Genomic DNA, 25287 nt, shown 5'->3' with positions numbered 1-25287 from the left:
TTCAGGCGCGGGAACTCTCCCGCGCTTTTTTATCGACAAAAAAATAGCCGGAGACTGATAATAAACCGGTTCAGATACCGTACTGGTGTTTTATACCCGTCATACTTCAAGTTGCATGTGCGTTGGCTTTCCTCGTTCACCCCAGTCACGTACTGGAGTACGCTCCCGGGGATTCACTGCGTCGCCGCCTTCCTGCAACTCGAATAATTTAGGGTATAGTCGGGTGGAGGCTGACGCTCTTCCCGCGCCGTGAAGCCAACAATATGATCAAGTTATGCATCTATTGTCGGCCCGGCCAGGGAAGCGGCCCGGGCGATTTCAGAAGAACTCACTTTGCAACATTCTGAGTCATAATAGTATCTACAAGACGAGTCGTGCAGGCCAGATAAATGTCACCCATACGGGTTCACACCCAGTCGCGCACCTGAATAAATTCGCTCAGCGCCGCTTCCGGGCTGCCTTCTTCCGGCTGCCAGTTGTACTCCCAGCGCACCAGCGGCGGCATCGACATCAGAATCGACTCTGTGCGCCCGCCGGTTTGCAGGCCAAACAGGGTGCCGCGGTCCCATACCAGATTGAACTCGACGTAGCGTCCGCGGCGGTAGAGTTGAAAATCACGCTCACGTTGACCCCAGAGCATTTCCTTGCGCCGCCCGACAATCGGCAGATACGCGTCGGTATAGCCTTTTCCTACCGCCTGCATAAAACGGAAGCAACTGTCGAAATCTGGCGTATTCAGATCATCGAAGAAGATCCCGCCGATGCCGCGCTGTTCATTACGGTGTTTGAGAAAGAAGTAGTCGTCGCACCATTTTTTATAACGCGGATAAACCGCTTCGCCGAAAGGCTGGCACAAATCCCGCGCCGTGCGGTGCCAGTGAACGGCGTCTTCCTCAAAACCATAATATGGCGTTAAATCGAACCCGCCGCCAAACCACCAGACCGGCTCCGCGCCGGGTTTCTCGGCGATAAAAAAACGCACGTTGGCATGGCTGGTGGGAATATAGGGATTGAGCGGATGCACCACCAGCGACACGCCCATCGCTTCGAAGCTGCGACCCGCCAGCTCAGGTCGATGAGCGGTAGCGGACGCCGGCATCGCATCGCCGTGTACGTGCGAAAAGTTAACGCCTGCCTGTTCAAAGATACCGCCATCGCGCAGTACCCGACTGCGTCCACCGCCGCCAGCTTCCCGCTGCCAGTTATCTTCAACAAAATTGCTTCCGTCGGTCGTACTTAGCTTCTGGCAGATGACGTCCTGCAACTGAAGCAGGAAGGCTTTGACCTGATGGGCGTCGGGTTTCATTAACGTCTCTTCGAATGGGCTTTCTGGTTATCGAACCAGTGGAAATAACTCATAATGCCGTTAGCAATTGCCGTGGCGATTTTGTGGCGGAACGCGGTGGTCCCTAACAGCTTTTCTTCGTTCGGATTGGTAATAAACGACGTTTCTACCAGCACGGAAGGGATCGAGGGCGATTTTAGCACCACGAACGCCGCCTGCTCGGTATTACGGCTGTGCAACTTATGCACCGGCTTAATTTTTTTCAGAACATACGAACCGAGCGTCAGGCTGTTTTTGATGGTGTCAGTCTGGACCAGATCGAACAGTACCTGCTGCAGAAGGTGGTCCCTGTCTGTCGTTTTTTTGCCCGCGACTTCGTCGGCGCGGTTTTCCCGATCGGAGAGATACTTCGCCATCGCGCTACTGGCTCCACGGTTGGACAGGGCGAAAACAGAGGCTCCTGCCGCGCTCGGATTGGTAAAACCGTCGGCGTGAATCGACATGAAAAGATCGGCGCCATGCTTATGGGCGATCTCTACGCGGTCATATAGCGGGATAAAGGTATCGTCAGTTCGCGTAAGCCGCGCGTCAATACCGTTGCTGCGTAAAATGCTGCGCACGTTTTTCGCGATCGCCAGAACAACGTGTTTCTCTTCTGAACCGTTATGACCAATAGCGCCGGTATCAATGCCGCCATGGCCGGGATCGAGCATGACGATACGTTTAGCGCCCTTTTTCTTCGCGGCGGGTTTGCTGTGACCATTGGCTGTCTTCAATGGCTGTTCTTTCGCGCTGGCCGGAGAGGCGATCCCTGAAAGCGTGATTGCTGCCAGCCCGGCTTTCAGTACCTGGCGGCGCGAAGCAAGTATTTTTAATGGTTTAAAAGTGCTCATTCGGCCTGAATTGCAAACAAGTGGTAATCAATGTTATATCGTATCGTGTTTTCCGTTACGACCATTCCAAATAAGAATTGTTTTACTTTTCATTTCAATACATGACAAAGTCACATTATGCCATTTTTTGAGACGCATTGCGCCTGATATTGGCTATCCGGCGCAATCGCGCCATAATCTCAGTTTTTAACCGTCAATGGTGGGCAATACCATGGAGATACGCGTTTTTCGCCAGCAAGATTTTGAAGAGGTGATAACCCTGTGGGAGCGTTGCGATCTTCTGCGGCCGTGGAACGATCCGGAAATGGATATTGAACGTAAGCTGAACCACGATGCCAGCCTGTTTCTGGTTGCCGAGGTTAATGGTGAGGTGGTTGGTACGGTGATGGGCGGCTATGACGGTCATCGCGGATCTGCTTATTATCTTGGCGTTCACCCTGAATACCGTGGTCGCGGTATTGCTAATGCCCTGTTGAATCGGCTGGAAAAAAAGCTGATCGCGCGTGGTTGCCCGAAAATTAACATTATGGTGCGCGAAGATAACGAGATGGTTCTGGGGATGTACGAGCGCCTTGGCTATGAGCATTCTGACGTGCTGTGCCTCGGTAAGCGTTTGATTGAAGATGAAGAATATTGAGTATACCCCCGCCGATTTTGATTCCCACGGTCGCCTGCGCTTACCGTTCCTTTTTTGGTGCGTGCTGTTGTTGCAGGCCCGAACATGGGTGCTATTTCTGATGGCCGGCGCATCGCGTCAGCAGGGGGATGCGTTGCTGAATCTGTTTTATCCGGACCACGATAACTTTTGGCTGGGATTGCTGCCCGGCATCCCGGCGGTTATGGCGTTTATTATCAGCGGATACCGTCAGCGCTTTCCCCGCTTCTGGCCATTAATGCGTTGGCTTCTGGTGATCTCTCAGCTATTGCTGCTGGTCTGGCAACCGCTATTGTGGGTGGGCGGCGAATCGCCTTCGGCAGTGACCAGCGTCCTGCTGGCGGCGGATCTTTATGCGTTGTGGTGGCTGTTAAGTAACCGGCGCCTGAAAGCCTGTTTCCATGAAGAACAGCTTTAACGGCACTTTTTGCCGATCGCGTACTCCAACTTGCGTTGAATTAATCAGAAAGGACTGAGTCATGACATCGCTACGTATACTTCTCTGCGCATTACCGCTGGCTTTAACCGGCTGCTCAACGATGAGCGCGGTCAACTGGTCGGCGGCTTATCCGTGGAACTGGTTTGGTTCTTCGACGGAAGTGACTGAGCAGGGCGTCGGTAATCTGACAGCAGCAACGCCACTAAGCGAGCAGGCTATCAGTGATGCGATCGGTAGCGGTTATCATCTGCGCAGCGGTATGAAAATGGATAATGGCAGGATTGTGCGCTACTTCGAAGCGTTAAAAGATGGCAAAGTGGCGCTGACCATCAATGGCGACAACGGTACCCTCAGCCGTATTAACGTACGTGATAGCCGTATCGCAACCGCCAGTGGGGTGAAAATTGGTACGCCGTTCAGTGCTATCTACAGCAAAGCTTTTGGTAACTGTCAGCAAGGCCATAACGACAGCGGCAGCGTAGTGGAGTGTAAAGCCAGGGATAGCCAACATATTAGCTATGTTTTTACCGGTAGCTGGAGTGGCCCTGACGCGCTAATGCCTGCCGACGATACGCTGAAAAACTGGAAGGTGAGTGAAATTATCTGGCGCCGCTAATTTGATCTGAAGTGATTCGGCTCCCTGAAAAAACGGGTACAATAGCGCCTTAAAAAGGCCACCGTGTGGTGGCTGTATAATTTCAGGAGGAGCGATGTCTCAGGTTCAGAGTGGCATTTTGCCGGAACATTGCCGCGTGGCGATTTGGATTGAAGCCAATGTCAAAGGTGACCTTGATGCCCTGCGGAAAAGCAGTAAGGTTTTTGCCGATAAATTAGCGACCTTTCAGGCAACATACCCGGATGCTAAGCTGGGCGCGGTCGTGGCTTTCGGCCATAACATCTGGCGCCAGTTGAGCGGCGGCGTGGGGGGCGAAGAGTTAAAAGCGTTCCCGGGCTACGGCAAGGGGCTGGCCCCGTCCACGCAGTACGATCTGCTGATCCACATTCTTTCCGCACAGCATGAGGTGAACTTCTCTGTTGCCCAGGCGGCAATGGCGGCGTTTGGCGCAGTGGTGGACGTTAAAGAAGAAGTTCATGGTTTCCGCTGGATTGAAGAGCGCGATCTGAGCGGCTTTGTCGATGGTACGGAAAACCCGGCTGGCGAAGAGACGCGCCGTGAAGTGGCGATAATCAACGATGGCGTGGATGCGGGCGGCAGCTATGTTCTGGTGCAGCGCTGGGAGCATAATCTTAACCAGCTTAATCGTATGAGTATTCCCGATCAGGAAATGATGATTGGCCGCACCAAAGAAGCCAATGAAGAGATTGACGGCGATGCGCGTCCGGCAACTTCTCATCTGAGCCGCGTGGATCTGAAGGAAGAGGGTAAAGGGCTGAAGATTGTTCGTCAGAGCCTGCCGTATGGCACCGCCAGCGGTACCCACGGCCTTTACTTCTGCGCTTACTGCGCGCGCCTGTACAACATCGAGCAACAACTGCTGAGTATGTTTGGCGATACCGATGGTAAGCGTGACGCGATGTTACGTTTCACTAAGCCCGTCACTGGCGGGTACTATTTCGCGCCGTCGCTGGACAGGCTGCTGGCGCTGTAAATTCCCCCTTATCCTGGCCCTCTCCCCACAGGCTGAGAGAGGGCCGGGGTAAGGGTATCAGTGCGTCGCGCTTCACATATCCTCGCTATCACCGTCTTCTCATAATGCGCAAACGTATTATTCCGGAAGCGTAGAACTCTTGCCGCCATCGGGTACTGTGCCAGCTTGCCAGCGTCTGTCAGAACGCTATCCTGATTCTGGATGCACGATTCAGAAAAACGTTGCGGTTCTCTTATTCTCTTTTCGACTTCCAAATCGCCAAACGGTATATAAAACCGTTACTCCTTTCGTACCTGTTATAAATATTATGACTATAAGAAAGTCATCAAATTTATAAGGGTGCGCAATGGCGATAAATTCACTGAAAAAAGGATATCTGGCGCTGGCGGCTTCTGTGCTGTTGGTTGCGCAGGCGCAGGCGACGGAACTGCTCAACAGCTCATATGACGTTTCCCGCGAGCTATTTGCCGCCCTTAACCCGCAGTTTGAACAGCAGTGGGCGAAAGATAACGGCGGCGATAAGCTGACGATTAAACAATCTCATGCCGGGTCATCAAAACAGGCGCTGGCGATCCTGCAAGGGTTGAAGGCCGATGTGGTGACCTATAACCAGGTGACTGACGTACAAATTCTGCATGACAAAGGCAAACTGATCCCGGCCGACTGGCAAAGCCGCCTGCCGAATAACAGTTCGCCGTTTTACTCGACAATGGGATTTCTGGTTCGCAAAGGGAATCCGAAAAATATCCACAGCTGGAATGATCTGGTGCGTCCCGACGTTAAGTTAATTTTTCCGAATCCGAAAACGTCAGGTAACGCGCGTTATACCTATTTAGCTGCGTGGGGTGCGGCGGATAAAGCGGACGGTGGCGATAAAGCGAAAACCGAACAGTTCATGACGCAATTCCTGAAAAATGTCGAAGTCTTTGATACCGGCGGTCGCGGCGCCACAACCACTTTTGCCGAACGCGGACTCGGCGACGTGCTGATTAGCTTTGAATCAGAAGTGAATAACATCCGTAAACAGTACCAGGATCAAGGATTCGAGGTCGTTATTCCTGAAACCAATATTCTTGCTGAATTCCCGGTGGCCTGGATAGACAAAAATGTGAAGGCCAACGGGACTGAAAAAGCGGCTAAAGCCTATCTGAACTGGCTCTACAGCCCGCAGGCGCAGGCCATCATTACCCGTTTTTACTACCGCGTGAACAACCCGGAAGTCATGGGGAAACTGAAAGATAAATTCCCGCAGACCAAACTGTTCCGCGTGGAAGACCAGTTTGGTTCCTGGCCAGAAGTGATGAAAACCCACTTTGCCAGCGGTGGTGAACTGGACAAACTGCTGGCTGCGGGGCGTAATTAATGTTTGCTGTTGCGACAAAGCGTGTGCTGCCGGGCTTTACTCTGAGTCTTGGTACCAGCCTGCTGTTTGTTTGCTTGATTCTGCTGTTGCCGTTGAGCGCGCTGGTAATGCAACTGGCGCAAATGACCCTGAGCCAATACTGGGATGTGATCACCAATCCCCAGGTTGTGGCGGCATATAAAGTGACCTTGCTATCGGCCTTTGCGGCGTCGATTTTTAACGGCGTATTTGGTCTGCTGATGGCATGGGTCCTCACGCGCTACCGATTTCCGGGCCGCACGCTGCTGGATGCGCTGATGGATCTGCCGTTTGCGCTACCGACAGCGGTGGCGGGCCTGACCCTGGCATCGCTGTTTTCGGTCAACGGTTTTTACGGCGAATGGCTGGCGAAGTTTGATATCAAAGTGACCTATACCTGGCTGGGGATCGCGGTCGCGATGGCTTTTACCAGTATCCCGTTTGTGGTTCGGACGGTACAACCTGTACTGGAAGAGCTCGGGCCGGAGTATGAAGAAGCGGCGGAAACCCTGGGCGCGACGCGCTGGCAAAGCTTTCGCAAAGTCGTCCTGCCGGAGCTTTCTCCCGCGCTGTTGGCTGGTATTGCGCTGTCCTTTACTCGTAGTCTGGGGGAGTTTGGCGCGGTGATCTTTATCGCCGGCAACATCGCGTGGAAAACGGAAGTGACCTCGCTGATGATTTTTGTTCGTTTGCAGGAGTTTGACTATCCGGCGGCCAGCGCGATTGCCTCGGTGATCCTTGCGGCGTCGTTGTTGCTGCTGTTCTCGATTAACACCCTGCAAAGTCGCTTTGGTCGACGTGTGGTAGGTCATTAATGGCGGAAGTGACTCAATTGAAGCGCTATGACGCACCCCGCATTAACTGGGGAAAATGGTTTCTGATTGGTATCGGAATGTTGGTGTCCGCTTTCATTCTGATCGTGCCGATGGTCTATATCTTCGTGCAGGCCTTTAGCAAAGGCCTGATGCCGGTGCTGCAAAACCTTGCCGACCCGGACATGCTGAATGCTATCTGGCTGACGGTGATGATCGCCTTAATTACCGTGCCGGTAAATCTGGTATTTGGCACATTGCTGGCGTGGCTGGTGACGCGTTTTACTTTTCCGGGGCGTCAGCTGTTGCTGACGCTGCTGGATATTCCGTTTGCCGTCTCGCCGGTGGTGGCGGGGCTGGTATATTTGCTGTTTTACGGTTCTAACGGTCCGCTTGGCGGCTGGCTTGACGAGCATAATCTGCAGATCATGTTTGCCTGGCCGGGTATGGTGCTGGCGAGCATTTTCGTGACCTGCCCGTTTGTGGTTCGTGAGCTGGTGCCGGTGATGATGAGTCAGGGCAGTAATGAAGATGAAGCGGCGATTCTGCTTGGCGCATCAGGCTGGCAGATGTTCTGTCGGGTTACGTTGCCAAATATCCGCTGGGCGCTGCTTTATGGTGTGGTGCTGACCAACGCCCGGGCGATCGGTGAATTCGGCGCGGTTTCGGTGGTTTCAGGCTCGATTCGCGGTGAAACCTTGTCACTGCCATTACAGATTGAATTACTGGAGCAGGATTACAATACCGTCGGCTCCTTTACCGCCGCCGCGCTGCTGACGCTGATGGCGATTATTACCCTGTTTTTGAAGAGTATGTTGCAATGGCGCCTGGAAAATCAGGAAAAACGCGTGCAACAGGAGGAAAATCATGAGCATTGAGATTGCCAATATTAAGAAGTCTTTTGGTCGCACCCAGGTGCTGAATGATATCTCGCTGGATATTCCTTCCGGGCAGATGGTTGCGCTACTGGGGCCGTCAGGCTCTGGTAAAACCACGCTGCTGCGCATCATCGCCGGGCTGGAGAATCAGTCCAGCGGTCATATTCGTTTTCATGGAACTGACGTCAGCCGGGTACATGCCCGCGACCGTAAAGTGGGTTTTGTGTTCCAGCACTATGCGCTGTTTCGTCATATGACGGTGTTTGACAATATCGCCTTTGGTCTGACGGTGCTGCCGCGTCGTGAACGGCCAAATGCAGCCGGAATCAAGGCCAAAGTCACTCAGTTGCTGGAAATGGTCCAACTGGCGCACCTGGCCGATCGCTATCCGGCCCAGCTCTCTGGCGGGCAGAAGCAGCGCGTAGCGTTAGCGCGTGCGCTGGCGGTCGAACCGCAAATTCTGCTGCTGGATGAACCCTTCGGCGCGCTGGATGCTCAGGTACGTAAAGAGTTGCGACGCTGGTTGCGTCAGTTGCATGAAGAGTTGAAGTTTACCAGCGTATTTGTGACGCACGACCAGGAAGAGGCGATGGAAGTCGCTGACCGCGTTGTGGTGATGAGTCAGGGGAATATTGAGCAGGCCGATGCGCCGGAGCAGGTGTGGCGTGAACCTTCCACCCGTTTTGTGCTGGAGTTTATGGGCGAGGTTAATCGCCTGAAGGGCACAATTCGCGGCGGTCAGTTTCATGTCGGCGCACATCGCTGGCCGTTAGGCTATACTCCCGCGTACCAGGGGCCGGTCGACCTGTTCCTGCGCCCGTGGGAAGTGGATATCAGCCGCCGTACCAGCCTGGATTCACCCTTGCCGGTACAGGTGCTGGAAGCCAGTCCCAAAGGGCACTATACCCAACTCGTCGTTCAGCCGCTTGGGTGGTATGACCAACCGTTAACCGTGGTACTGCAGGATAATGACGCTCCGTATCGTGGGGAGCGCCTGTTTGTCGGCTTGCGGAACGCCCGTTTGTACAACGGCGATGAGCGCATTGAGCCGCGTGAAGAGCTTGCTCTGGCGGAATCAGCCTGATAGGTTAATATCACGTAGTTTTGCCGGGTGGCGCTGCGCTGACCCGGCCTACAATATGATCTGCGTAGGCCCGGTAAGCGAAGCGCCACCGGGCTTTTTACTGGACAGAGAAGTGAACACATTAGAACAAACAATTGGCAATACGCCTCTGGTGAAATTGCAGCGGATGGCGCCGGATAACGGCAGTGAAATTTGGGTCAAGCTGGAAGGCAATAACCCTGCCGGGTCAGTGAAAGACCGGGCGGCGCTGTCGATGATCGTCGAAGCGGAAAAACGCGGAGAGATTAAGCCTGGCGATGTGCTGATTGAAGCGACCAGCGGAAATACCGGCATTGCGCTGGCGATGATCGCCGCGCTCAAAGGCTACCAGATGAAACTGCTGATGCCGGACAACATGAGCCAGGAGCGCCGCGCGGCGATGCGCGCCTATGGCGCTGAGCTGATTCTGGTCAGCAAAGAGCAGGGGATGGAAGGGGCGCGCGATCTGGCGCTGGAGATGGCCCGGCGTGGGGAAGGTAAGTTGCTCGATCAGTTTAATAATCCCGATAACCCGTACGCGCACTACACCACCACCGGGCCGGAAATTTGGCAACAGACTCACGGGCGTATTACGCATTTTGTTTCCAGCATGGGCACCACCGGTACGATTACGGGTGTTTCACGCTTTCTGCGTGAGCAGGATAAAAAGGTCAGCATCATCGGGTTACAGCCGGAAGAAGGCAGCAGCATTCCGGGGATCCGCCGCTGGCCTGCTGAATATATGCCGGGTATTTTTAACGCGCAACTGGTGGATGCGGTGCTGGATATTCATCAACGGGATGCAGAAAACACCATGCGGATGCTGGCGGTGAAGGAAGGTATTTTTTGCGGCGTGAGCTCAGGTGGCGCGGTAGCCGGCGCCTTACGTATTGCGCGGGAAAATCCCGGCGCCGTGGTGGTGGCGATCGTTTGCGATCGCGGCGATCGCTACCTTTCTACCGGCGTCTTTGGTGAAGAGCATTTCAGCCAGGGCGCGGGGATTTAAGCCGTCGGGCTGAGCGGTATCACCGGTGTCTGCGTCGTCAGCATGGAGGCTCGTGCTCCTCAGATTCGTTCTCTGTGTATCAGGCTTGAACGCAAGTGACCCGTTTGGACGCAACGACGACATTATGAGCTGTTACGGGATATAGCCTGTTACCTGGTATAAATCATTGGCAAGTTTGTGAATTTCATCATCATTCAGCGTTGCAAGTGAAAGCCGTAGCCCGTGGGATGGTGTGCCAATACCGAAAGCTTCCCCTTCGCGAACCCGCCAGCCTGCATGCGCCAGGCGAAGTGCCGCCTGTTGGCTCGGCTTCTCCAGCGGGAACCAAAAATTCAGCCCATCCCCTGGCGTCAGGTGGGTGATCCCGCACTTTACCAGCGCGGCAATGAGTTTTTCATGTTGCTGACGGTAGTGGCGCCGACTGGTCGCCAGGGATGCCATAAAGATCTCATCGTTCAGGCAGGCCAGCACCAGATCCTGCAATAAATGGCTGACCCATTGGCTGCCGGAATTGAGCCTAAGGCGTAGCGCCGCCGAAGTCTCAGCATCGCTGGCGACAATAGCCAGACGCATGTCCGGCCCCAGGGTTTTCGATAGCGAGCGCACCAGCGCCCAGCGCTTCGTTTCCGGGGAAAGCGGTGAGTACCAGGGGGTGGCGGATAACAGCGCGAAATGGTCATCAATAATTACCAGAACCTGCGGGTAACGGGCGAGTATCTGGCGTATCTTGCGGGCGCGGGTTGCGTTGAGGCTACAGCCTGTCGGATTATGCGCCCGGGGGGTAATCATCACCGCCCGGGCGCCGTTGCTCAGCGCCTTCTCAAGTGCGTCTGGCTGCATGCCTTTACTATCGACCGGAACGGGGGAGGGGTGAAAGCCGGTATAGCGCAGCATATTGATACTACTGAGAAAGCAAGGGTCTTCGATGGCCACACTATCTCCCGGAAGCAGCAGAGCGCACAGCAACCGTTCAAACGCATCAATAGCGCCGTTGGTAAGATTAATCGCGGCGTCTATCCCCAGATCGTTGTTCATCCAGTTCCGGGCCCAGGCTGCCAGTTGTGGTTCAACTGCCGCATCGCCATACAGACGCGGCGCTTCTGCGATAGCGTCAAAGTAGTTCTTGATGTGCGCCAGGCGGGCAGGGTCGGGGTTCCCGCTGGAGATATCCTTGAGCGGAGAAGACGGATCGCCACCTTCAAGGGCAGGAAGAGGAGTCGGTGCCTTGATGGCTGTACCATTGCGTCCCTGACCCGTAGCCAATCCTGAAGTCACCAGTCGCTTATAGGCGGCAGCGACGGTGTTGCGATTGACCGCCAGGTCGATCGCCAGGTCGCGCACTGGCGGTAAAACATCCCCTGGTTTGAGTTCACCATTTTGTACAAGGTGACGGATGTTGTCGAAGATTTCACTGGCTGTTTTCCCGCCAATCATTATTGACCTATGACAAAATGAATTTTAGCATAGGACAAATGATAATCAGGGGATGACAAGCTGTCCAGCGGGGGAGAAAAGGATGGAGCAAGAAGACGAAATACAATCGGTGCTCTTTAGCGATAAAAGCCGGGCGCAACAGGCTGATATCGTGGCCGTTCAATCGCAGGTCGTTTACGGTAGTGTGGGAAACAGTATCGCAATACCGGCAATCAAGCAGCATGGGCTGCGGGTAGTGGCGGTACCGACCGTGTTGTTCAGCAATACTCCGCATTATGATACCTGGTATGGTGGCGTGATCCCGGAAGAGTGGTTTGTCGGTTATTTAAAGGCGCTGGAAGAGCGTGATGCCCTTCGCGAGCTCAAGGCGGTGACGACCGGCTATATGGGAAGTGCGGTACAGATTGAGCGGCTCGCGCAATGGTTACGTCGAATCCGCAAACGCCACCCTGGAGTATGTATTCTGGTCGATCCGGTCATTGGCGATGTGGATAGCGGTATCTACGTGAAGGCTGAGATCCCGGAAGCCTATCGCAGCCATTTACTGCCCCTGGCGCAGGGGATTACGCCAAACCTGTTTGAGCTGGAGATGCTGAGCGGCCTTCCTTGCGCGAATCAACAGGAAGCGGTTGTTGCCGCCCGGAGCCTGTTATCCGAGTCACTGAAATGGGTGGTGATTACCAGCGCGCCGGGAATGGACAGCTCGACAATCAACGTGATGGTGGTCAGCGCTGAAGCGGTTGAGGTGGTGGCGCATCCACGGGTGGAAACCGACCTGAAAGGAACTGGTGACCTGTTCTGTGCAGAGCTGGTGAGCGGTCTGGTTTGCGGGGTCTCATTGCATGATGCGGTTCATACCGCTGCGCGACGGGTACTGGCGGTAATGACCTGGACCGAGGAACAAGGTTGTGATGAACTTATTCTTCCTCCGCAGGGGAAGGATACAGAAAATGGCGATACCGTGGCGTGAGAAAACAGAGTGTGATAAAAAATGGCGCCCTTGAAGGCGCCATTTTTCTGCAATAAGAATTACTTCTTAATGCGGATAACCGGGGTTTCACCGACGGTCACGCTACCGGACAGTTTGATCAGCTCTTTGATCTCGTCCATGTTGGAGATAACAACCGGGGTCAGCGTTGATTTGGCTTTTTCTTCCAGCAGCGGCAGATCGAATTCGATAACTGTATCGCCGACTTTCACTCGCTGGCCTTCTTCAGCAATGCGTTTGAAACCTTCACCTTTCAGTTCAACGGTATCAATACCAAAGTGAACGAACAGTTCAATGCCGCTATCAGATTCGATTGAGAACGCATGGTTAGTTTCAAAAATTTTACCGATGGTGCCATCTACCGGAGCAACCATTTTGTTGCCAGTAGGTTTGATTGCAATGCCATCACCCACAATTTTTTCCGCAAAAACGACATCCGGCACGTCTTCGATGTTGACGATCTCGCCAGAGAGCGGAGCAACAATCTCAATAGTTCCGGTGTCTTTTTTGTCATCAGAAACCAGAGATTTCAATTTATCGAACAAACCCATGATCTTCTCCTAAGCAGTAATTTGGGCCGCATCTCGTGGATTAGCAGATTGTTTTTTCTTCAATGAACTTGTTAACCAGCGTCATTAACTCGTCCGTTGTCGGTTGAGCAAGAGCTTGCTCTGCTAATACCTTCGCATCTTCGAAGTTCGTGTTACGGATAATCTTCTTAATGCGCGGGATAGAAATGGCGCTCATAGAGAACTCGTCCAGCCCCATCCCCAGCAACAGAAGTGTAGCACGTTCATCGCCCGCAAGCTCACCGCACATGCCAGTCCATTTGCCTTCAGCATGAGAAGCATCAATAACTTGCTTAATCAGCGTCAGTACAGACGGCGACATTGGCTGGTAAAGATGTGAAATCATATCATTACCACGGTCAACCGCCAGAGTATACTGCGTTAAATCATTGGTACCGATACTAAAGAAATCAACTTCTTTGGCTAAGTGATGAGCAATGGTTGCCGCGGCAGGGGTTTCTACCATGACGCCAATTTCAATTGCTTCATCAAAAGCTTTACCTTCGCCGCGCAGTTCCTGTTTGTAGGACTCAATCTCTTTTTTCAGTGCGCGCACTTCTTCAACAGAGATGATCATCGGGAACATGATGCGCAGTTTACCGAAAGCAGAGGCTCGCAGAATCGCGCGCACCTGATCGCGCAGAATCTCTTTGCGATCCATTGCGATACGCACGGCGCGCCAGCCGAGGAACGGGTTCTCTTCTTTCGGGAAATTCATGTACGGCAGCTCTTTGTCGCCGCCGATGTCCATGGTGCGAACGATAACGGCCTGTGAGCCGCACGCTTCGGCAACCGCTTTGTAAGCGGAAAACTGTTCTTCTTCCGTTGGCAGCGAATCGCGATCCATGAACAGGAATTCGGTACGATACAAACCCACGCCTTCCGCGCCGTTACGCTCCGCGCCTTCGACATCACGAACGGTACCGATGTTGGCGCAGACTTCAACCTGATGGCCGTCAAGGGTAATCGCCGGCAGGTCTTTCAGCTTAGCGAGCTCTGCTTTTTCTTCCGCGACCTGAGACTGCAGATTGCGCAGCTCTTCGATTTTTTCGTTGTCTGGGTTAACCAGAACCTGATTATTCACCGCGTCGAGGATCAGATAGTCGCCGTTTTTCACCTGCGCTGTCACGTTACCAGTGCCCACGATGGCTGGCAGTTCAAGGGAACGCGCCATGATAGAGGTGTGGGAAGTACGACCGCCTGCATCAGTGATAAAGCCCAGCACTTTGTCCAGGTTTAGCTGTGCGGTTTCTGACGGCGTAAGATCGGCGGCAACCAGGATCACTTCGTCCTGAATCGCGCTCAAATCAATGATCGCCAGACCAAGAATATTGCGCAACAGGCGCTTACCGATATCACGTACGTCAGCCGCACGCTCTTTCAGGTATTCATCATCCAGCTCTTCCAGTGCAGAAGCCTGACCTTCGATAACTTCATGCGCAGCTGCGTCAGCCGTCATGTTCTTATCTTTAATCAGGGCTATGATTTCCTGCTCCAGCTCCTCATCTTCCAGCAGCATGATGTGCCCTTCGAAGATGGCTTCTTTTTCTTCACCGAAAGTTTCACCAGCTTTGGTTTTGATAGCCTCCAGCTGGGCGGAGGCTCTGGCGCGGCCACTCAGAAAACGTTCAACTTCCTGATCAACCTTATCGGCAGAAATTTTTTTCCGGTCGATGACAATTTCATCTTCTTTCAGCAGAAGCGCCTTGCCGAAAGCGATACCCGGGGATGCTAAAATGCCTGAAATCATAACCCTACCTTACTTGTGACTGATATTAAAAAGAACCCGTGAACTTATTCGAGCTCAGCCATCAGTTTTACCAGATGCTCAACGGCTTTTTGCTCATCTTCGCCTTCGGCAGAGAGAGTCACAACAGTCCCCTGAGTCAGACCCAGAGTCTGCAGTTTGAACAAGCTTTTGGCGCTGGCGCTTTTGCCGTTGGAGGTTACAGTGATCTCAGAAGTGAAGCCTTTAGCTTCTTTAACAAACTGAGCGGCAGGGCGGGTGTGCAGACCGTTCGGAGCGGTAATAGTAACTTCTTGCTGGAACATTATATTTCCCCAACTTATAGGTTTAGTGTTGTGGACCTAAAGTTTAGCTTAACGGCTAAACTTTAGCCTGTATCGTTAGCGCCGGCATCACATGTCCGGCTCAGGCACCAGGAGCAGAGTATTGCTGTGGAAACCTTCAGGCCGTTGACATCTACATGTCATTAAACATTATGCCGCTAAAGGAAGACTTGAACCAAATCATAAAATCGATTCAGCCTACGGAAATCCAAATCGGAATAATTTCGCGCATCAAAATAAATGTGCTGGTTAAATACCAGACCCAACGAAGTGAATCAATGCCAGGAGGGGTAAAAGTTTGACCTGTGCCACAAAAAAGCACCTGAAAAGGTGCTTTTTTACACAATATTAACAAGCTGGCATTACTGTTGCAGTTCTTTCTCAGTGAAAAGATCGGCAAACAATGCGGTGCTTAAATAACGTTCACCTGAGGAAGGTAGGATAACCACAATATTCTTATTGGTAAAGGATTCATCTTCCTGTAGCTTCAGTGCCGCGGCAACGGCAGCGCCAGAGGAGATGCCGGCCAGAATACCTTCTTCTTCCATCAGGCGACGTGCGGTGGAAATCGCCTCTTCGTTGGTAATCGTAACCACTTTATCAACCAGCTTCAAATCCAGGTTGCCCGGGATAAAGCCGGCACCGATACCCTGAATTTTATGTGGCCCAGGTTTCAGTTCTTCACCGGCCAGCGCCTGGGTGATAACCGGAGAATCGGTCGGTTCAACTGCAACGGTAATCAGATCTTTTTTGCCTTTCGTGCCTTTGATATAACGGCTTACGCCGGTCAGCGTACCGCCCGTGCCGACACCGGAGATGAATACATCGACCTGGCCGTCAGTATCTTCCCAGATTTCCGGGCCGGTGGTTTTTTCATGAATTTCCGGGTTTGCCGGATTGCTGAACTGCTGAAGCAGGAGGTATTTTTCCGGATTGCTGGCGACGATCTCTTCGGCTTTCTGGATGGCGCCTTTCATGCCTTTCGCGCCTTCGGTCAGAACCAGATTGGCGCCCAGCGCTTTCAGCAACTTGCGACGTTCGATGCTCATGGTTTCCGGCATCGTCAGCGTGAGCTTATAACCGCGCGCGGCAGCGACATAGGCCAGGGCGATACCGGTGTTACCGCTGGTCGGCTCGACCAGCTCAATGCCAGGTTTCAGCACGCCGCGTTTTTCGGCATCCCAAATCATATTGGCACCGATGCGGCATTTAACGCTAAAGCTTGGGTTACGAGATTCTACTTTTGCCAGAATGCGCCCGTTACCGATGCGGTTCAGTCGTACCAGCGGCGTATGACCGATAGTCAGGGAGTTGTCTTCAAAAATCTTACTCATGGCCCGTCCTTAACTGTATGAAATTTGGGAGTACAGCTTCAGCATACCCGCTTAAAGAATATGCGGAAGTAAGGATTTAGCATATCTATATTCGGAAGAGAAATAATGGCAAGCCAGAAGTAATAAGGAGCGGTATAAGCCGCTCCGAATAAAGACAGTGTTACTTCCACATGGCGTGTTTGTCGCGATAGCAATCGACCCACATAGCCGTTGCGCCGCAAATGGCTACCGGCAGGATGACCAGATTTAATACCGGGATCATGGTAAACAAGCTGGTTAAGGCGCCAAATTGCATATTGGTCACTTTGCGGGTACGCAGCGCTTCACGCATGGTTTTAAACGGCACTTTATGGTTATCAAACGGGTAATCGCAGTACTGAATGGCCAGCATCCATGCGCTGAACAGGAACCACAATACCGGGGCAACAGTCTGGCCGATGCCGGGAATGAAGTAGAGGAGTAACAGTACGATCGCGCGTGGCAGATACCAGGCGAATTTTTGCCATTCCCGTTTCATAATACGCGGCACGTCTTTCATTATGCCGAAAACCCCCACATCCGGAGGTGTTGCGCCGGTGAGGCGGGCTTCAAGCTGTTCGGCCAGCAGGCCGCTGAAGGGTGCGGCAATCCAGTTGGCAATCGTGGAGAAAAAGTAGCCAAAAACCAGCAGGATTGAAATGACCGCGATTGGCCATAACAGATAGTTGAGCCAGTGCAGCCAGTCTGGCACATGGTTCATCAGCGAAGGGATCCAATGACCCAGACGATTGAACAACCACCAGAATGCGCCGCCCATCAGAACAATATTGACGAGTAAAGGGAGGAACACGTATTGACGGATCCCCGGCAACCTGATTAGTTTCCAGCCTTGTGAGAAATAGTAAACGCCACTACGTGGGGCCGTTACGGATGATGAAACCATAGTCAGGTAATGCTCCTTTTTTAACATCCGGGCTGAATGCCGGGCTATTTTATCGGGTTAACGGATAATAACCAGTTAGGAAATGTTCGAAAAAACAGCAAAAAGCACGATTTAGTTCATCTTTATGTAGTGAAAGTTCCTGACGCACTTGCACTTGGTGTAATCGCCAAATACTCTTAGTGAGTAAATGTTTGCCGTGGTGGCAAGGTGTTAGAACAACAGAGAATATAATGATGCAGGATTTGCGTCTGATATTAATCATTGTTGGCGCGATCGCTATAATCGCTTTACTGGTACACGGTTTCTGGACCAGCCGTAAAGAGCGCTCCTCGATGTTTCGCGATCGTCCACTTAAACGTATGAAGTCTCGCGACGAAGAAGCGCTGGAAGGCGATGACTTTGATGATGATGATATTGAAGGTGTAGGTGAAGTTCGGGTTCATCGAGCCAATCATGCGCCGAATAGCGCTCATGGGGAGCATGAAGCACCCCGTCAGCCGCGGCAGCACCAGTATCAGCCTCCCTATGAGCGTCAGGCGCAACCGCAGCCAGTGCGCCAGGAAGAGCCTGTTCGCGCACCGCAGCAGCCGCATCCGCCGCAGCCACATCACCAGCCAGTTGTTCATACTCAGGCGCCGGTTCAGCAGCCGCAGTCGGTGACGCAACCTCAGCCGGTACAACAACCGCAGCCGGTACAACAACCTGTGCCCCGGCCACAGTCGGCGCAACAATCTGCTGCCCAGCCGGTGGCCGCACCTCCGTCGCAACCCGCGCCTGAACCGCAGGCGCCTGAACCACCGCCGGCGGCGCCAAAGCCAAAAGAGCGCAAGGAGACGGTGATTGTGATGAACGTCGCCGCGCATCATGGTTCGCAGCTTAATGGCGAGCTGTTGCTCAACAGCATCCAGCAGGCTGGCTTTACATTTGGTGATATGGACATTTTCCATCGTCATTTAAGCCCGGATGGCAGCGGGCAGGTTCTGTTTAGTCTCGCGAATATGGTCAAACCAGGGACTTTTAATCCGGATAGTATGGCGGATATGCTAACCCCCGGGGTGACGATCTTTATGCAGGTTCCGTCCTTTGGCGATGAACTGCAAAACTTTAAACTGATGCTACAGTCCGCCCAATACATCGCTGATGAAGTCGGCGGCGTGGTGCTGGATGATCAGCGTCGCATGATGACGCCGCAAAAACTGCGTGAATACCAGGACCGCATCCGTGAAGTGAAAGAGGCTAACGCCTGATTCATCTTCCTGCGTTTCGTCTGCTGAGCCTGAACCCCCGCCCGTCGGGGGTTTTTTATCATTGATGGTGTGATATGGAATCGAATGAACAAAAACTGACTGAACTGCGAACCACGCTTCGCCATCATGAATATCTGTACCACGTCATGGATGCACCGGAAATTCCTGATGCTGAATATGACCGCTTAATGCGTGAGCTGCGTGAGCTGGAAGCGCAACATCCTGAACTGATTACGCCGGACTCGCCAACCCAGCGCGTCGGCGCCGAACCGCTGGCCTCATTTAGCCAGATTCGTCATGAAGTCCCGATGCTGTCGCTGGATAACGTTTTTGATGAAGAGAGCTTCCTCGCGTTTAATAAGCGCGTTCAGGATCGCCTGAAAAACACCGACGATCTTGTCTATTGCTGTGAGCTAAAACTGGATGGCCTGGCCGTCAGTATTCTGTATGAAAACGGCATACTGGTACAGGCGGCGACTCGCGGCGACGGAACAACCGGGGAGGACATTACGTCCAACGTGCGTACTATTCGCGCTATCCCGCTGAAGCTGAGAGGCGACAATATCCCACAGCGGCTGGAAGTTCGCGGTGAAGTTTTTCTCCCTCAGGCTGGATTCGAAAAAATCAATGAAGAGGCTCGCCGAACCGGCGGGAAAGTGTTCGCTAACCCACGTAACGCGGCTGCCGGTTCTTTACGTCAGCTCGATCCGCGCATTACGGCGAAGCGACCACTTACATTCTTTTGCTATGGCGTGGGTGTGCTGGAAGGCGGCGTGTTGCCGGAGAGCCATTCAGCGCGTTTACAGCAATTTAAAGCCTGGGGATTGCCGGTCAGCGATCGCGTAACGCTCTGTCACACGCCAGAAGACGTGCTTACTTACTATCGCAAAGTGGAAGAAGATCGGCCGAGTCTGGGGTTTGATATTGATGGCGTGGTTATCAAAGTTGATTCACTGGAATTGCAGGAACAGTTGGGCTTTGTGGCCCGCGCGCCGCGTTGGGCGGTGGCGTTTAAGTTTCCGGCGCAAGAACAGATGACCTTCGTACGCGATGTTGAGTTTCAGGTTGGGCGTACCGGCGCCATTACGCCCGTTGCGCGTCTGGAGCCGGTCCATGTCGCCGGGGTGTTAGTCAGCAATGCGACGCTGCATAATGCGGACGAAATCGAACGTCTGGGGCTACGAATTGGTGACAAGGTGGTTATTCGCCGGGCCGGGGATGTTATCCCCCAGGTGGTCAATGTGGTTCTCTCGGAACGCCCGGAAGGGACGCGCGAGATTGTATTTCCCACCCATTGCCCGGTGTGCCACTCCGATGTTGAGCGCGTTGAGGGTGAAGCCGTTACTCGCTGTACAGGCGGTCTGATCTGTGGCGCGCAGCGTAAAGAGTCTCTCAAGCATTTTGTCTCTCGTCGTGCGTTAGATGTCGATGGTATGGGCGATAAGATCATCGATCAACTGGTTGAGAAAGAGTACGTGCATACGCCGGCCGATCTTTTCCGGTTGACGCCGGGTAAACTCACCGGGCTGGATCGCATGGGGCCGAAATCCGCGCAAAATGTCGTGGACGCACTGGAAAAATCCAAAGAAACCACGTTTGCCCGTTTTCTTTATGCGCTAGGTATCCGTGAAGTTGGGGAGGCCACGGCAGCAAGTTTAGCCGCGCATTTCGCCACCATTGAGGCACTGGAACAGGCTTCCATTGACGACCTGCAAAAAGTGCCCGATGTGGGGATTGTTGTCGCTACGCATGTGCGTAATTTCTTTGCTGAAGAGAGCAACCGTGACGTTATTGCGCAATTGCGTAAAGAAGGCGTCCGCTGGCCCGCGCCTGTCGTGGTCAACGCCGAAGAGATTGATAGCCCATTTGCCGGTAAAACGGTGGTTCTGACGGGCAGTCTGAGTCAGCTGTCGCGGGACGATGCGAAAGCGCAGCTCGTTGCGTTGGGCGCGAAGGTCGCGGGCAGCGTGTCGAAGAAAACTGATCTGGTCATCGTCGGGGAAGCCGCGGGGTCTAAACTGGTCAAAGCGCAGGAACTGGGGATTACGGTGATTGATGAAGCCGAAATGCTGCGCCTGCTTGGAGAATCGCGTGGATAAAGCCCGGCTTATTGAGATTGCCAACACGGAAATGCCGTTTGGTAAATACAAAGGACGTCGTTTAATTGATGTGCCGGAAGAGTATTTGCTGTGGTTTGCCCGTAAAGATCAATTTCCCGCCGGGCATCTTGGCGAGCTGATGGCGTTGACGTTGCTGATTAAAACGGAGGGGCTGACCGACCTGGTTCAGCCCCTGAAGCGTCCTCGTTAAGCCTCGGAGGCGCGGGTCTTTTCCTGTGCCTGTAATGCTTCGTTCTGGCGTTTATAGCGCCTCGCCAGAACGGCGCACACCATTAACTGAATCTGATGGAAGATCATCAGCGGCAGCACCATTATCCCCAGTATTGAGGTCGGGAAGAGAATATTGGCCATCGGGATCCCGTTTGCCAGGCTCTTTTTCGACCCGCAGAACACAATGGTAATTTCATCCGCCTTATTGAAGCCGCATTTACGCGCGACAACGACGTTAATCGTAATCACAATGGCCAGAAGTACCAGGCATACAATGACGATAAACAGCAGCGATCCGATACCGACTTTATGCCAGATACCGTTAACGACCGCTTCGCTGAAGGCCGAATAAACAACCAGCAGAATGGACGTCTGGTCGGTTTTTGAGATCCACTTTTTATGTTTTGCCACCCAGTCGCCAATCCAGGGACGAGAAAGATGCCCCAGCACAAACGGCAGAAGCAGTTGTAGCATAATTTTTCCGACCTGCTCCAGACTTCCGCCTGCGCCGTGCAGATTCATCAACAGACCGACCAGCAAGGGCGAAATAAAAATCCCCAGCAAGCTTGAGGCCGAAGCCGAGCACACGGCAGCCGCGACGTTACCGCCAGCCAGCGAAGTAAACGCAATCGCCGACTGGACGGTCGCGGGCAGAATACACAGATAAATAAAACCGGTGTACAGCGCCGGATCAACGTTGATGGGGGCCCACTTTGCGAACAGTACGCCGAGCACAGGGAATACGATAAACGTGCTGCATATTACCCAGAGATGCAGGCGCCAGTGGCTTCCTCCGGCAACAATCGCCTCACGAGAGAGTTTCGCACCATGCATAAAAAATAACAGGGCAATGGCGGCGGTGGTCAAATGCTCGAAGAAGGGAACAAACCCACCGCGGGCAGGGAAAAAGGAGGCCAGCAGGACCACGGTGACTAACGTGAGAGTGAATGGATCAATAATGCGGAAAAATTTCATAAACGCTCCTGAAAATCGATGCCGCTATTGTGCTTTCTTTAGTTTGAGAAATAAAATTGATTTATTGCATCTATTCATGAAAAAAAGAAATGAATTACTCGCTACGTCAATTAAGAGTGTTTGTGGCCGTCGCACGCGCTAAAAGCTTTAGTCGGGCGGGGGAGAATATCGGTCTCAGTCAGTCGGCGGTCAGCCATAGTGTTAAAGACCTGGAGCATCGCACCGGCGTGCGTTTGCTCGATCGAACGACCCGGGAAGTGGTACTCACGGAGGCCGGTCAGCAACTGGCCGTCAGGCTTGAACGTCTGCTAGATGAACTGAACAGTACGTTGCGCGAAGCGGGCCGTGTCGGACAGCAACTGACGGGAACCGTCCGGGTTGCGGCCAGTCAGACCATTTCTGCGCATCTGATCCCGCAGTGCATTGCCTATAGTAATCAGTATTATCCGGAGATCGATTTCGTTCTGCACGATCGCCCTCAGCAGTGGGTGCTGGAGAGCATTCGTCAGGGCGAGGTGGATTTTGGCATTGTGATCGATCCCGGCGCTGTCACTGATCTACAGTGTGAGACGGTTCTCGCGGAGCCTTTCTTGTTGCTTTGCCGTCGGGATCACTCTTTTTCTTCTCGTGACTCGGTGAGCTGGCAGGCGCTACAGCATCAGCGACTGGTGTTACAGGATTATGCATCAGGTAGCCGTCCGCTTATTGATACCGCGCTTGCGCGATTTTCGGTTGAGGCAAATATTGTGCAGGAGATTGGCCACCCGGCAACGCTGTTTCCCATGGTTGAGTCGGGGATAGGTATCAGCATATTGCCAGCGTTAGCTCTGCCGCTTCCGCAAGGCAGTCAGTTACAGGTGAAACGGCTTACGCCGGTGGTTGAGCGGCAACTGATGCTGGCACGACGTAAAAATCGCTCGTTATCTACCGCGGCAGAAGCGTTGTGGGAGGTGGTCCGACATCAGGCCGGCCAATTAACCGCGTTGCGCGAGCATGACCCCTTGTATCAGATATAAAATCAATAGCTTTTAGGTATTGAACGTCCTGGAAAACTGTATTGGTAATCGATTGCGTAGCATCGTTATAACAATCTGGTGCCAGATCAATTTTTCAGTTTTTAAGGACATTTCATGAGCCATTCTCTTTTCTCACAGAACCCGTGGTATAGCGCAGACATTATTCGCGGCTATAAGCCAGATTTTACGCCGCGGGTCGCGTTTATTCTTGGCTCAGGCCTCGGGGCGCTGGCAGAACAAATTGACGATGCCGTGGCGATTTCTTACGAGAAGCTGCCGGGATTCCCTGTCAGTACCGTGCATGGACATGCAGGTGAACTGGTACTCGGCTATTTGGCTGGCGTTCCTGTCGCATGTATGAAAGGTCGCGGGCATTTCTATGAAGGGCGCGGCATGACGGTGATGACCGATGCCATCCGGACGCTAAAACTTCTGGGGTGTGAATTGCTGTTCTGCACTAACGCGGCGGGCTCTTTACGCCCGGAAACCGGGCCCGGCAGTCTGGTGGCGTTAAGCGATCACATTAACACCATGCCGGGGACGCCAATGGTTGGCCTGAATGATGAACGCTTCGGCGAGCGTTTCTTTTCTATGGCCAATGCCTATGACGCGGATTATCGCGCCATTTTGCAGCGTGTTGCGGCCGAAGAAGGTTTTCCGCTTACCGAAGGTGTGTTTGTTTCTTATTCGGGGCCTAATTTTGAAACCGCGGCAGAGATTCGCATGATGCAGATTATTGGCGGCGACGTGGTGGGGATGTCCGTGGTACCGGAAGTGATTACGGCCCGTCATTGCGGGTTGAAAGTGGTGGCCGTCGCGGCAATCACCAATCTGGCTGAAGGTCTGGGGGATGTGAAATTATCTCATGCGCAAACTCTGGCGGCGGCAGAACTTTCCCGGCAGAACTTTATCAACCTGATCTGCGGCTTCCTGCGCAAACTGGTCTGAATAAACCATAACACCAATAATATTGCTCCCATTTGCGGAGTTTTACTTTAAGGGCAAGGAACGGAAAATGGGTATCGTATCTCGCTTAAAGCTCATGTCGTTTTTGCAGTATTTTATCTGGGGAAGCTGGCTGGTAACTCTGGGTTCTTACATGATCAACACCCTGCATTTCACCGGGGCGAATGTCGGTATGATTTATAGTTCCAAGGGACTGGCAGCGATTATTATGCCGGGCGTTATGGGGATCATTGCCGACAAATGGTTACGTGCGGAACGCGCCTATATGCTCTGCCATCTGGTCTGCGCCGGGGTGTTGCTTTATGCGACGACCGTTACCGACCCGGAGACGATGTTTTGGGTGATGCTCATTAACGCGATGGCCTATATGCCGACGATCTCGTTGTCCAACAGTGTCTCCTACGCTTGTCTGGCGCAGTCTGGCCAGGATCCGGTGGCCGCATTTCCACCAGTTCGCGTATTTGGCACCATGGGTTTTATTGTCGCGATGTGGACGGTGAGCCTGATGGGACTGGAACTGAGCAGCGCGCAACTGTATATCGCCTCTGGCGCTTCGTTATTTCTGGCGATGTATGCGTTTACGCTACCAAAAATCCCTGTTGCCGGGAAAAAATCGGCGGCAACGTTTGCCAGTAAACTGGGGCTGGATGCCCTGGTGCTGTTTAAAAATGCGCGAATGGCGATTTTCTTCCTGTTCGCTATGATGCTGGGGGCGGTGTTGCAAATTACGAATGTCTTTGGTAACCCGTTCCTGCATGATTTTGCCCGCTATCCGGCGTTTGCAGATAGTTTTGTGGTGAAGTATCCCTCTATTTTGCTTTCGGTTTCGCAGATGGCGGAAGTCGGTTTTATTCTCACTATTCCGTTCTTTCTTAAGCGCTTTGGCATTAAAACAGTGATGCTGATGAGTATGCTGGCGTGGACGTTGCGCTTCGGTTTCTTTGCTTTTGGCGATCCTTCTCCGCTCGGTTTTGTGCTACTGCTGATGTCGATGATCGTCTACGGGTGCGCATTTGATTTCTTTAATATTTCGGGATCGGTGTTCGTGGAGCAGAGCGTCAGTCCAGACATTCGTGCCAGCGCGCAAGGGCTGTTTATGACAATGGTGAACGGTTTCGGCGCGTGGCTGGGGTCAATTCTGAGCGGCATGGCGGTGGATTATTTCTCTGTCGATGGCGTGAAGGACTGGCAGACCATCTGGCTGGTGTTTGCGGCCTATGCGTTGGCGGTGGCGGTTCTTTTTGCGCTATTTTTCCGAGAGCGGCATGAGCCTGAGGCGTTGACGAAGAAAGAAATGGCGCCGTAGCTTTCCGGTGGCGGGGTCATTTCCCCGCCGTTTCATTTTCTATGATGCCATGTGGTAACTTTGCGTATT

The 25287-nt window shown here is 53.1% G+C and carries 25 protein-coding genes; 16 read left to right on the top strand and 9 right to left on the bottom strand.

The features are described from left to right. Window positions 1-406 precede the first annotated feature (406 nt). Both hemF and amiA read right to left on the bottom strand, forming a co-directional pair. Window positions 407-1306 (bottom strand): oxygen-dependent coproporphyrinogen oxidase, encoded by a 900-nt coding sequence (hemF, locus tag FN037_RS12585; protein ID WP_142502369.1) that lies wholly within the window; start codon window positions 1304-1306, stop codon window positions 407-409. Then, complete coding sequence (gene amiA / locus FN037_RS12580) at window positions 1306-2178, bottom strand: N-acetylmuramoyl-L-alanine amidase AmiA (protein WP_138361096.1); 873 nt, start codon at window positions 2176-2178, stop codon at window positions 1306-1308. Before amiA ends, hemF begins: the two co-directional genes overlap by 1 nt. Window positions 2179-2389: 211 nt before the next feature. On the opposite strand from amiA, the gene FN037_RS12575 reads away from it, so the two are divergent. The 9 genes from FN037_RS12575 to cysM all read left to right on the top strand — a co-directional run bounded on the left by FN037_RS12575 (window position 2390) and on the right by cysM (window position 10061). Next, window positions 2390-2815, top strand: a complete 426-nt coding sequence (locus FN037_RS12575) for a GNAT family acetyltransferase (RefSeq protein ID WP_138361097.1) — start codon at window positions 2390-2392, stop codon at window positions 2813-2815. Then, a complete protein-coding gene (locus tag FN037_RS12570) occupies window positions 2802-3251 on the top strand; it encodes a DUF2919 domain-containing protein (protein ID WP_138361098.1) in 450 nt (149 codons plus the stop codon). Before FN037_RS12575 ends, FN037_RS12570 begins: the two co-directional genes overlap by 14 nt. 61 nt (window positions 3252-3312) lie before the next feature. Then, a complete protein-coding gene (locus FN037_RS12565) occupies window positions 3313-3888 on the top strand; it encodes an RpoE-regulated lipoprotein (RefSeq protein WP_138361099.1) in 576 nt (191 codons plus the stop codon). Between the two features lie 94 nt (window positions 3889-3982). Beyond that, on the top strand, window positions 3983-4882 hold the full coding sequence (locus tag FN037_RS12560) for a Dyp-type peroxidase (RefSeq protein ID WP_142502368.1): 900 nt from the start codon (window positions 3983-3985) through the stop codon (window positions 4880-4882). 346 nt (window positions 4883-5228) lie between these two features. Further along, on the top strand, window positions 5229-6245 hold the full coding sequence (locus tag FN037_RS12555) for a sulfate ABC transporter substrate-binding protein (RefSeq protein WP_142502367.1): 1017 nt from the start codon (window positions 5229-5231) through the stop codon (window positions 6243-6245). Further along, window positions 6245-7078 (top strand): sulfate/thiosulfate ABC transporter permease CysT, encoded by an 834-nt coding sequence (cysT, locus tag FN037_RS12550; RefSeq protein WP_138361102.1) that lies wholly within the window; start codon window positions 6245-6247, stop codon window positions 7076-7078. Before FN037_RS12555 ends, cysT begins: the two co-directional genes overlap by 1 nt. Then, on the top strand, window positions 7078-7953 hold the full coding sequence (gene cysW, locus FN037_RS12545) for a sulfate/thiosulfate ABC transporter permease CysW (protein WP_142502366.1): 876 nt from the start codon (window positions 7078-7080) through the stop codon (window positions 7951-7953). The genes cysT and cysW overlap by 1 nt, the downstream gene beginning before the upstream one ends. After that, on the top strand, window positions 7943-9037 hold the full coding sequence (gene cysA, locus FN037_RS12540; protein WP_138361104.1) for a sulfate/thiosulfate ABC transporter ATP-binding protein CysA: 1095 nt from the start codon (window positions 7943-7945) through the stop codon (window positions 9035-9037). The genes cysW and cysA overlap by 11 nt, the downstream gene beginning before the upstream one ends. Window positions 9038-9149: 112 nt before the next feature. Beyond that, the gene (gene cysM / locus FN037_RS12535) at window positions 9150-10061 is read left to right on the top strand and encodes a cysteine synthase CysM (RefSeq protein WP_142502365.1); all 912 of its coding nucleotides are present in this window, start codon (window positions 9150-9152) and stop codon (window positions 10059-10061) included. A 132-nt stretch (window positions 10062-10193) separates the two neighbouring features. Here the strand turns inward: cysM and ptsJ are convergent, their stop codons facing one another. Beyond that, the gene (ptsJ, locus tag FN037_RS12530) at window positions 10194-11495 is read right to left on the bottom strand and encodes a transcriptional regulator PtsJ (protein WP_142502364.1); all 1302 of its coding nucleotides are present in this window, start codon (window positions 11493-11495) and stop codon (window positions 10194-10196) included. Window positions 11496-11577: 82 nt separating this feature from the next. Between ptsJ and pdxK the strand changes: the two genes are divergently transcribed. After that, window positions 11578-12465: a pyridoxine/pyridoxal/pyridoxamine kinase gene (gene pdxK / locus FN037_RS12525; protein ID WP_142502363.1), complete on the top strand. Its 888-nt coding sequence runs from the start codon at window positions 11578-11580 to the stop codon at window positions 12463-12465. 59 nt (window positions 12466-12524) lie between these two features. Here the strand turns inward: pdxK and crr are convergent, their stop codons facing one another. The 5 genes from crr to cysZ all read right to left on the bottom strand — a co-directional run bounded on the left by crr (window position 12525) and on the right by cysZ (window position 17378). Then, window positions 12525-13034: a PTS glucose transporter subunit IIA gene (gene crr / locus FN037_RS12520; protein ID WP_101978383.1), complete on the bottom strand. Its 510-nt coding sequence runs from the start codon at window positions 13032-13034 to the stop codon at window positions 12525-12527. 40 nt (window positions 13035-13074) lie between these two features. Beyond that, a complete protein-coding gene (gene ptsI, locus FN037_RS12515) occupies window positions 13075-14802 on the bottom strand; it encodes a phosphoenolpyruvate-protein phosphotransferase PtsI (RefSeq protein WP_138361108.1) in 1728 nt (575 codons plus the stop codon). A gap of 44 nt (window positions 14803-14846) precedes the next feature. Then, window positions 14847-15104, bottom strand: coding sequence for a phosphocarrier protein Hpr (gene ptsH / locus FN037_RS12510; RefSeq protein WP_002913505.1), 258 nt, complete (start codon window positions 15102-15104; stop codon window positions 14847-14849). A gap of 380 nt (window positions 15105-15484) precedes the next feature. Then, a complete protein-coding gene (gene cysK, locus FN037_RS12505) occupies window positions 15485-16456 on the bottom strand; it encodes a cysteine synthase A (protein WP_142502362.1) in 972 nt (323 codons plus the stop codon). Window positions 16457-16616: 160 nt separating this feature from the next. Next, window positions 16617-17378 carry a sulfate transporter CysZ gene (cysZ, locus tag FN037_RS12500; RefSeq protein ID WP_138361110.1) on the bottom strand — a complete coding sequence of 254 codons (762 nt, stop codon included), beginning with the start codon at window positions 17376-17378 and terminating at the stop codon, window positions 16617-16619. Between the two features lie 230 nt (window positions 17379-17608). On the opposite strand from cysZ, the gene zipA reads away from it, so the two are divergent. The 3 genes from zipA (at window position 17609) to FN037_RS12485 (ending at window position 20935) form a co-directional block, all read left to right on the top strand. Then, entirely contained in the window at window positions 17609-18625 is a 1017-nt protein-coding gene (gene zipA, locus FN037_RS12495; RefSeq protein ID WP_171034870.1) for a cell division protein ZipA, read from the top strand. A 74-nt stretch (window positions 18626-18699) separates the two neighbouring features. Then, entirely contained in the window at window positions 18700-20724 is a 2025-nt protein-coding gene (gene ligA / locus FN037_RS12490) for an NAD-dependent DNA ligase LigA (protein ID WP_142502361.1), read from the top strand. After that, window positions 20717-20935, top strand: a complete 219-nt coding sequence (locus FN037_RS12485) for a DUF3820 family protein (protein WP_138361112.1) — start codon at window positions 20717-20719, stop codon at window positions 20933-20935. Before ligA ends, FN037_RS12485 begins: the two co-directional genes overlap by 8 nt. Here the strand turns inward: FN037_RS12485 and FN037_RS12480 are convergent. After that, window positions 20932-21930 (bottom strand): bile acid:sodium symporter family protein, encoded by a 999-nt coding sequence (locus FN037_RS12480; protein WP_138361113.1) that lies wholly within the window; start codon window positions 21928-21930, stop codon window positions 20932-20934. The genes FN037_RS12485 and FN037_RS12480 overlap by 4 nt on opposite strands. 89 nt (window positions 21931-22019) lie before the next feature. Here FN037_RS12480 and FN037_RS12475 point away from each other — a divergent pair, with 89 nt between their 5' ends. The 3 genes from FN037_RS12475 (at window position 22020) to FN037_RS12465 (ending at window position 25218) form a co-directional block, all read left to right on the top strand. Further along, a complete protein-coding gene (locus FN037_RS12475; RefSeq protein ID WP_138361114.1) occupies window positions 22020-22946 on the top strand; it encodes a LysR family transcriptional regulator in 927 nt (308 codons plus the stop codon). 114 nt (window positions 22947-23060) lie between these two features. After that, a complete protein-coding gene (gene xapA / locus FN037_RS12470; protein WP_142502360.1) occupies window positions 23061-23894 on the top strand; it encodes a xanthosine phosphorylase in 834 nt (277 codons plus the stop codon). Window positions 23895-23961: 67 nt separating this feature from the next. Then, window positions 23962-25218 (top strand): nucleoside permease, encoded by a 1257-nt coding sequence (locus FN037_RS12465; protein WP_142502359.1) that lies wholly within the window; start codon window positions 23962-23964, stop codon window positions 25216-25218. Window positions 25219-25287 lie beyond the last annotated feature (69 nt).

The organism is Klebsiella sp. 2680, from assembly GCF_900198535.1.
Classification (GTDB): Bacteria; Pseudomonadota; Gammaproteobacteria; order Enterobacterales; family Enterobacteriaceae; genus Klebsiella; species Klebsiella indica.
Note: the sequence above shows the minus strand (reverse complement) of the source record. Positions and strands in the feature narration are given on the sequence as shown.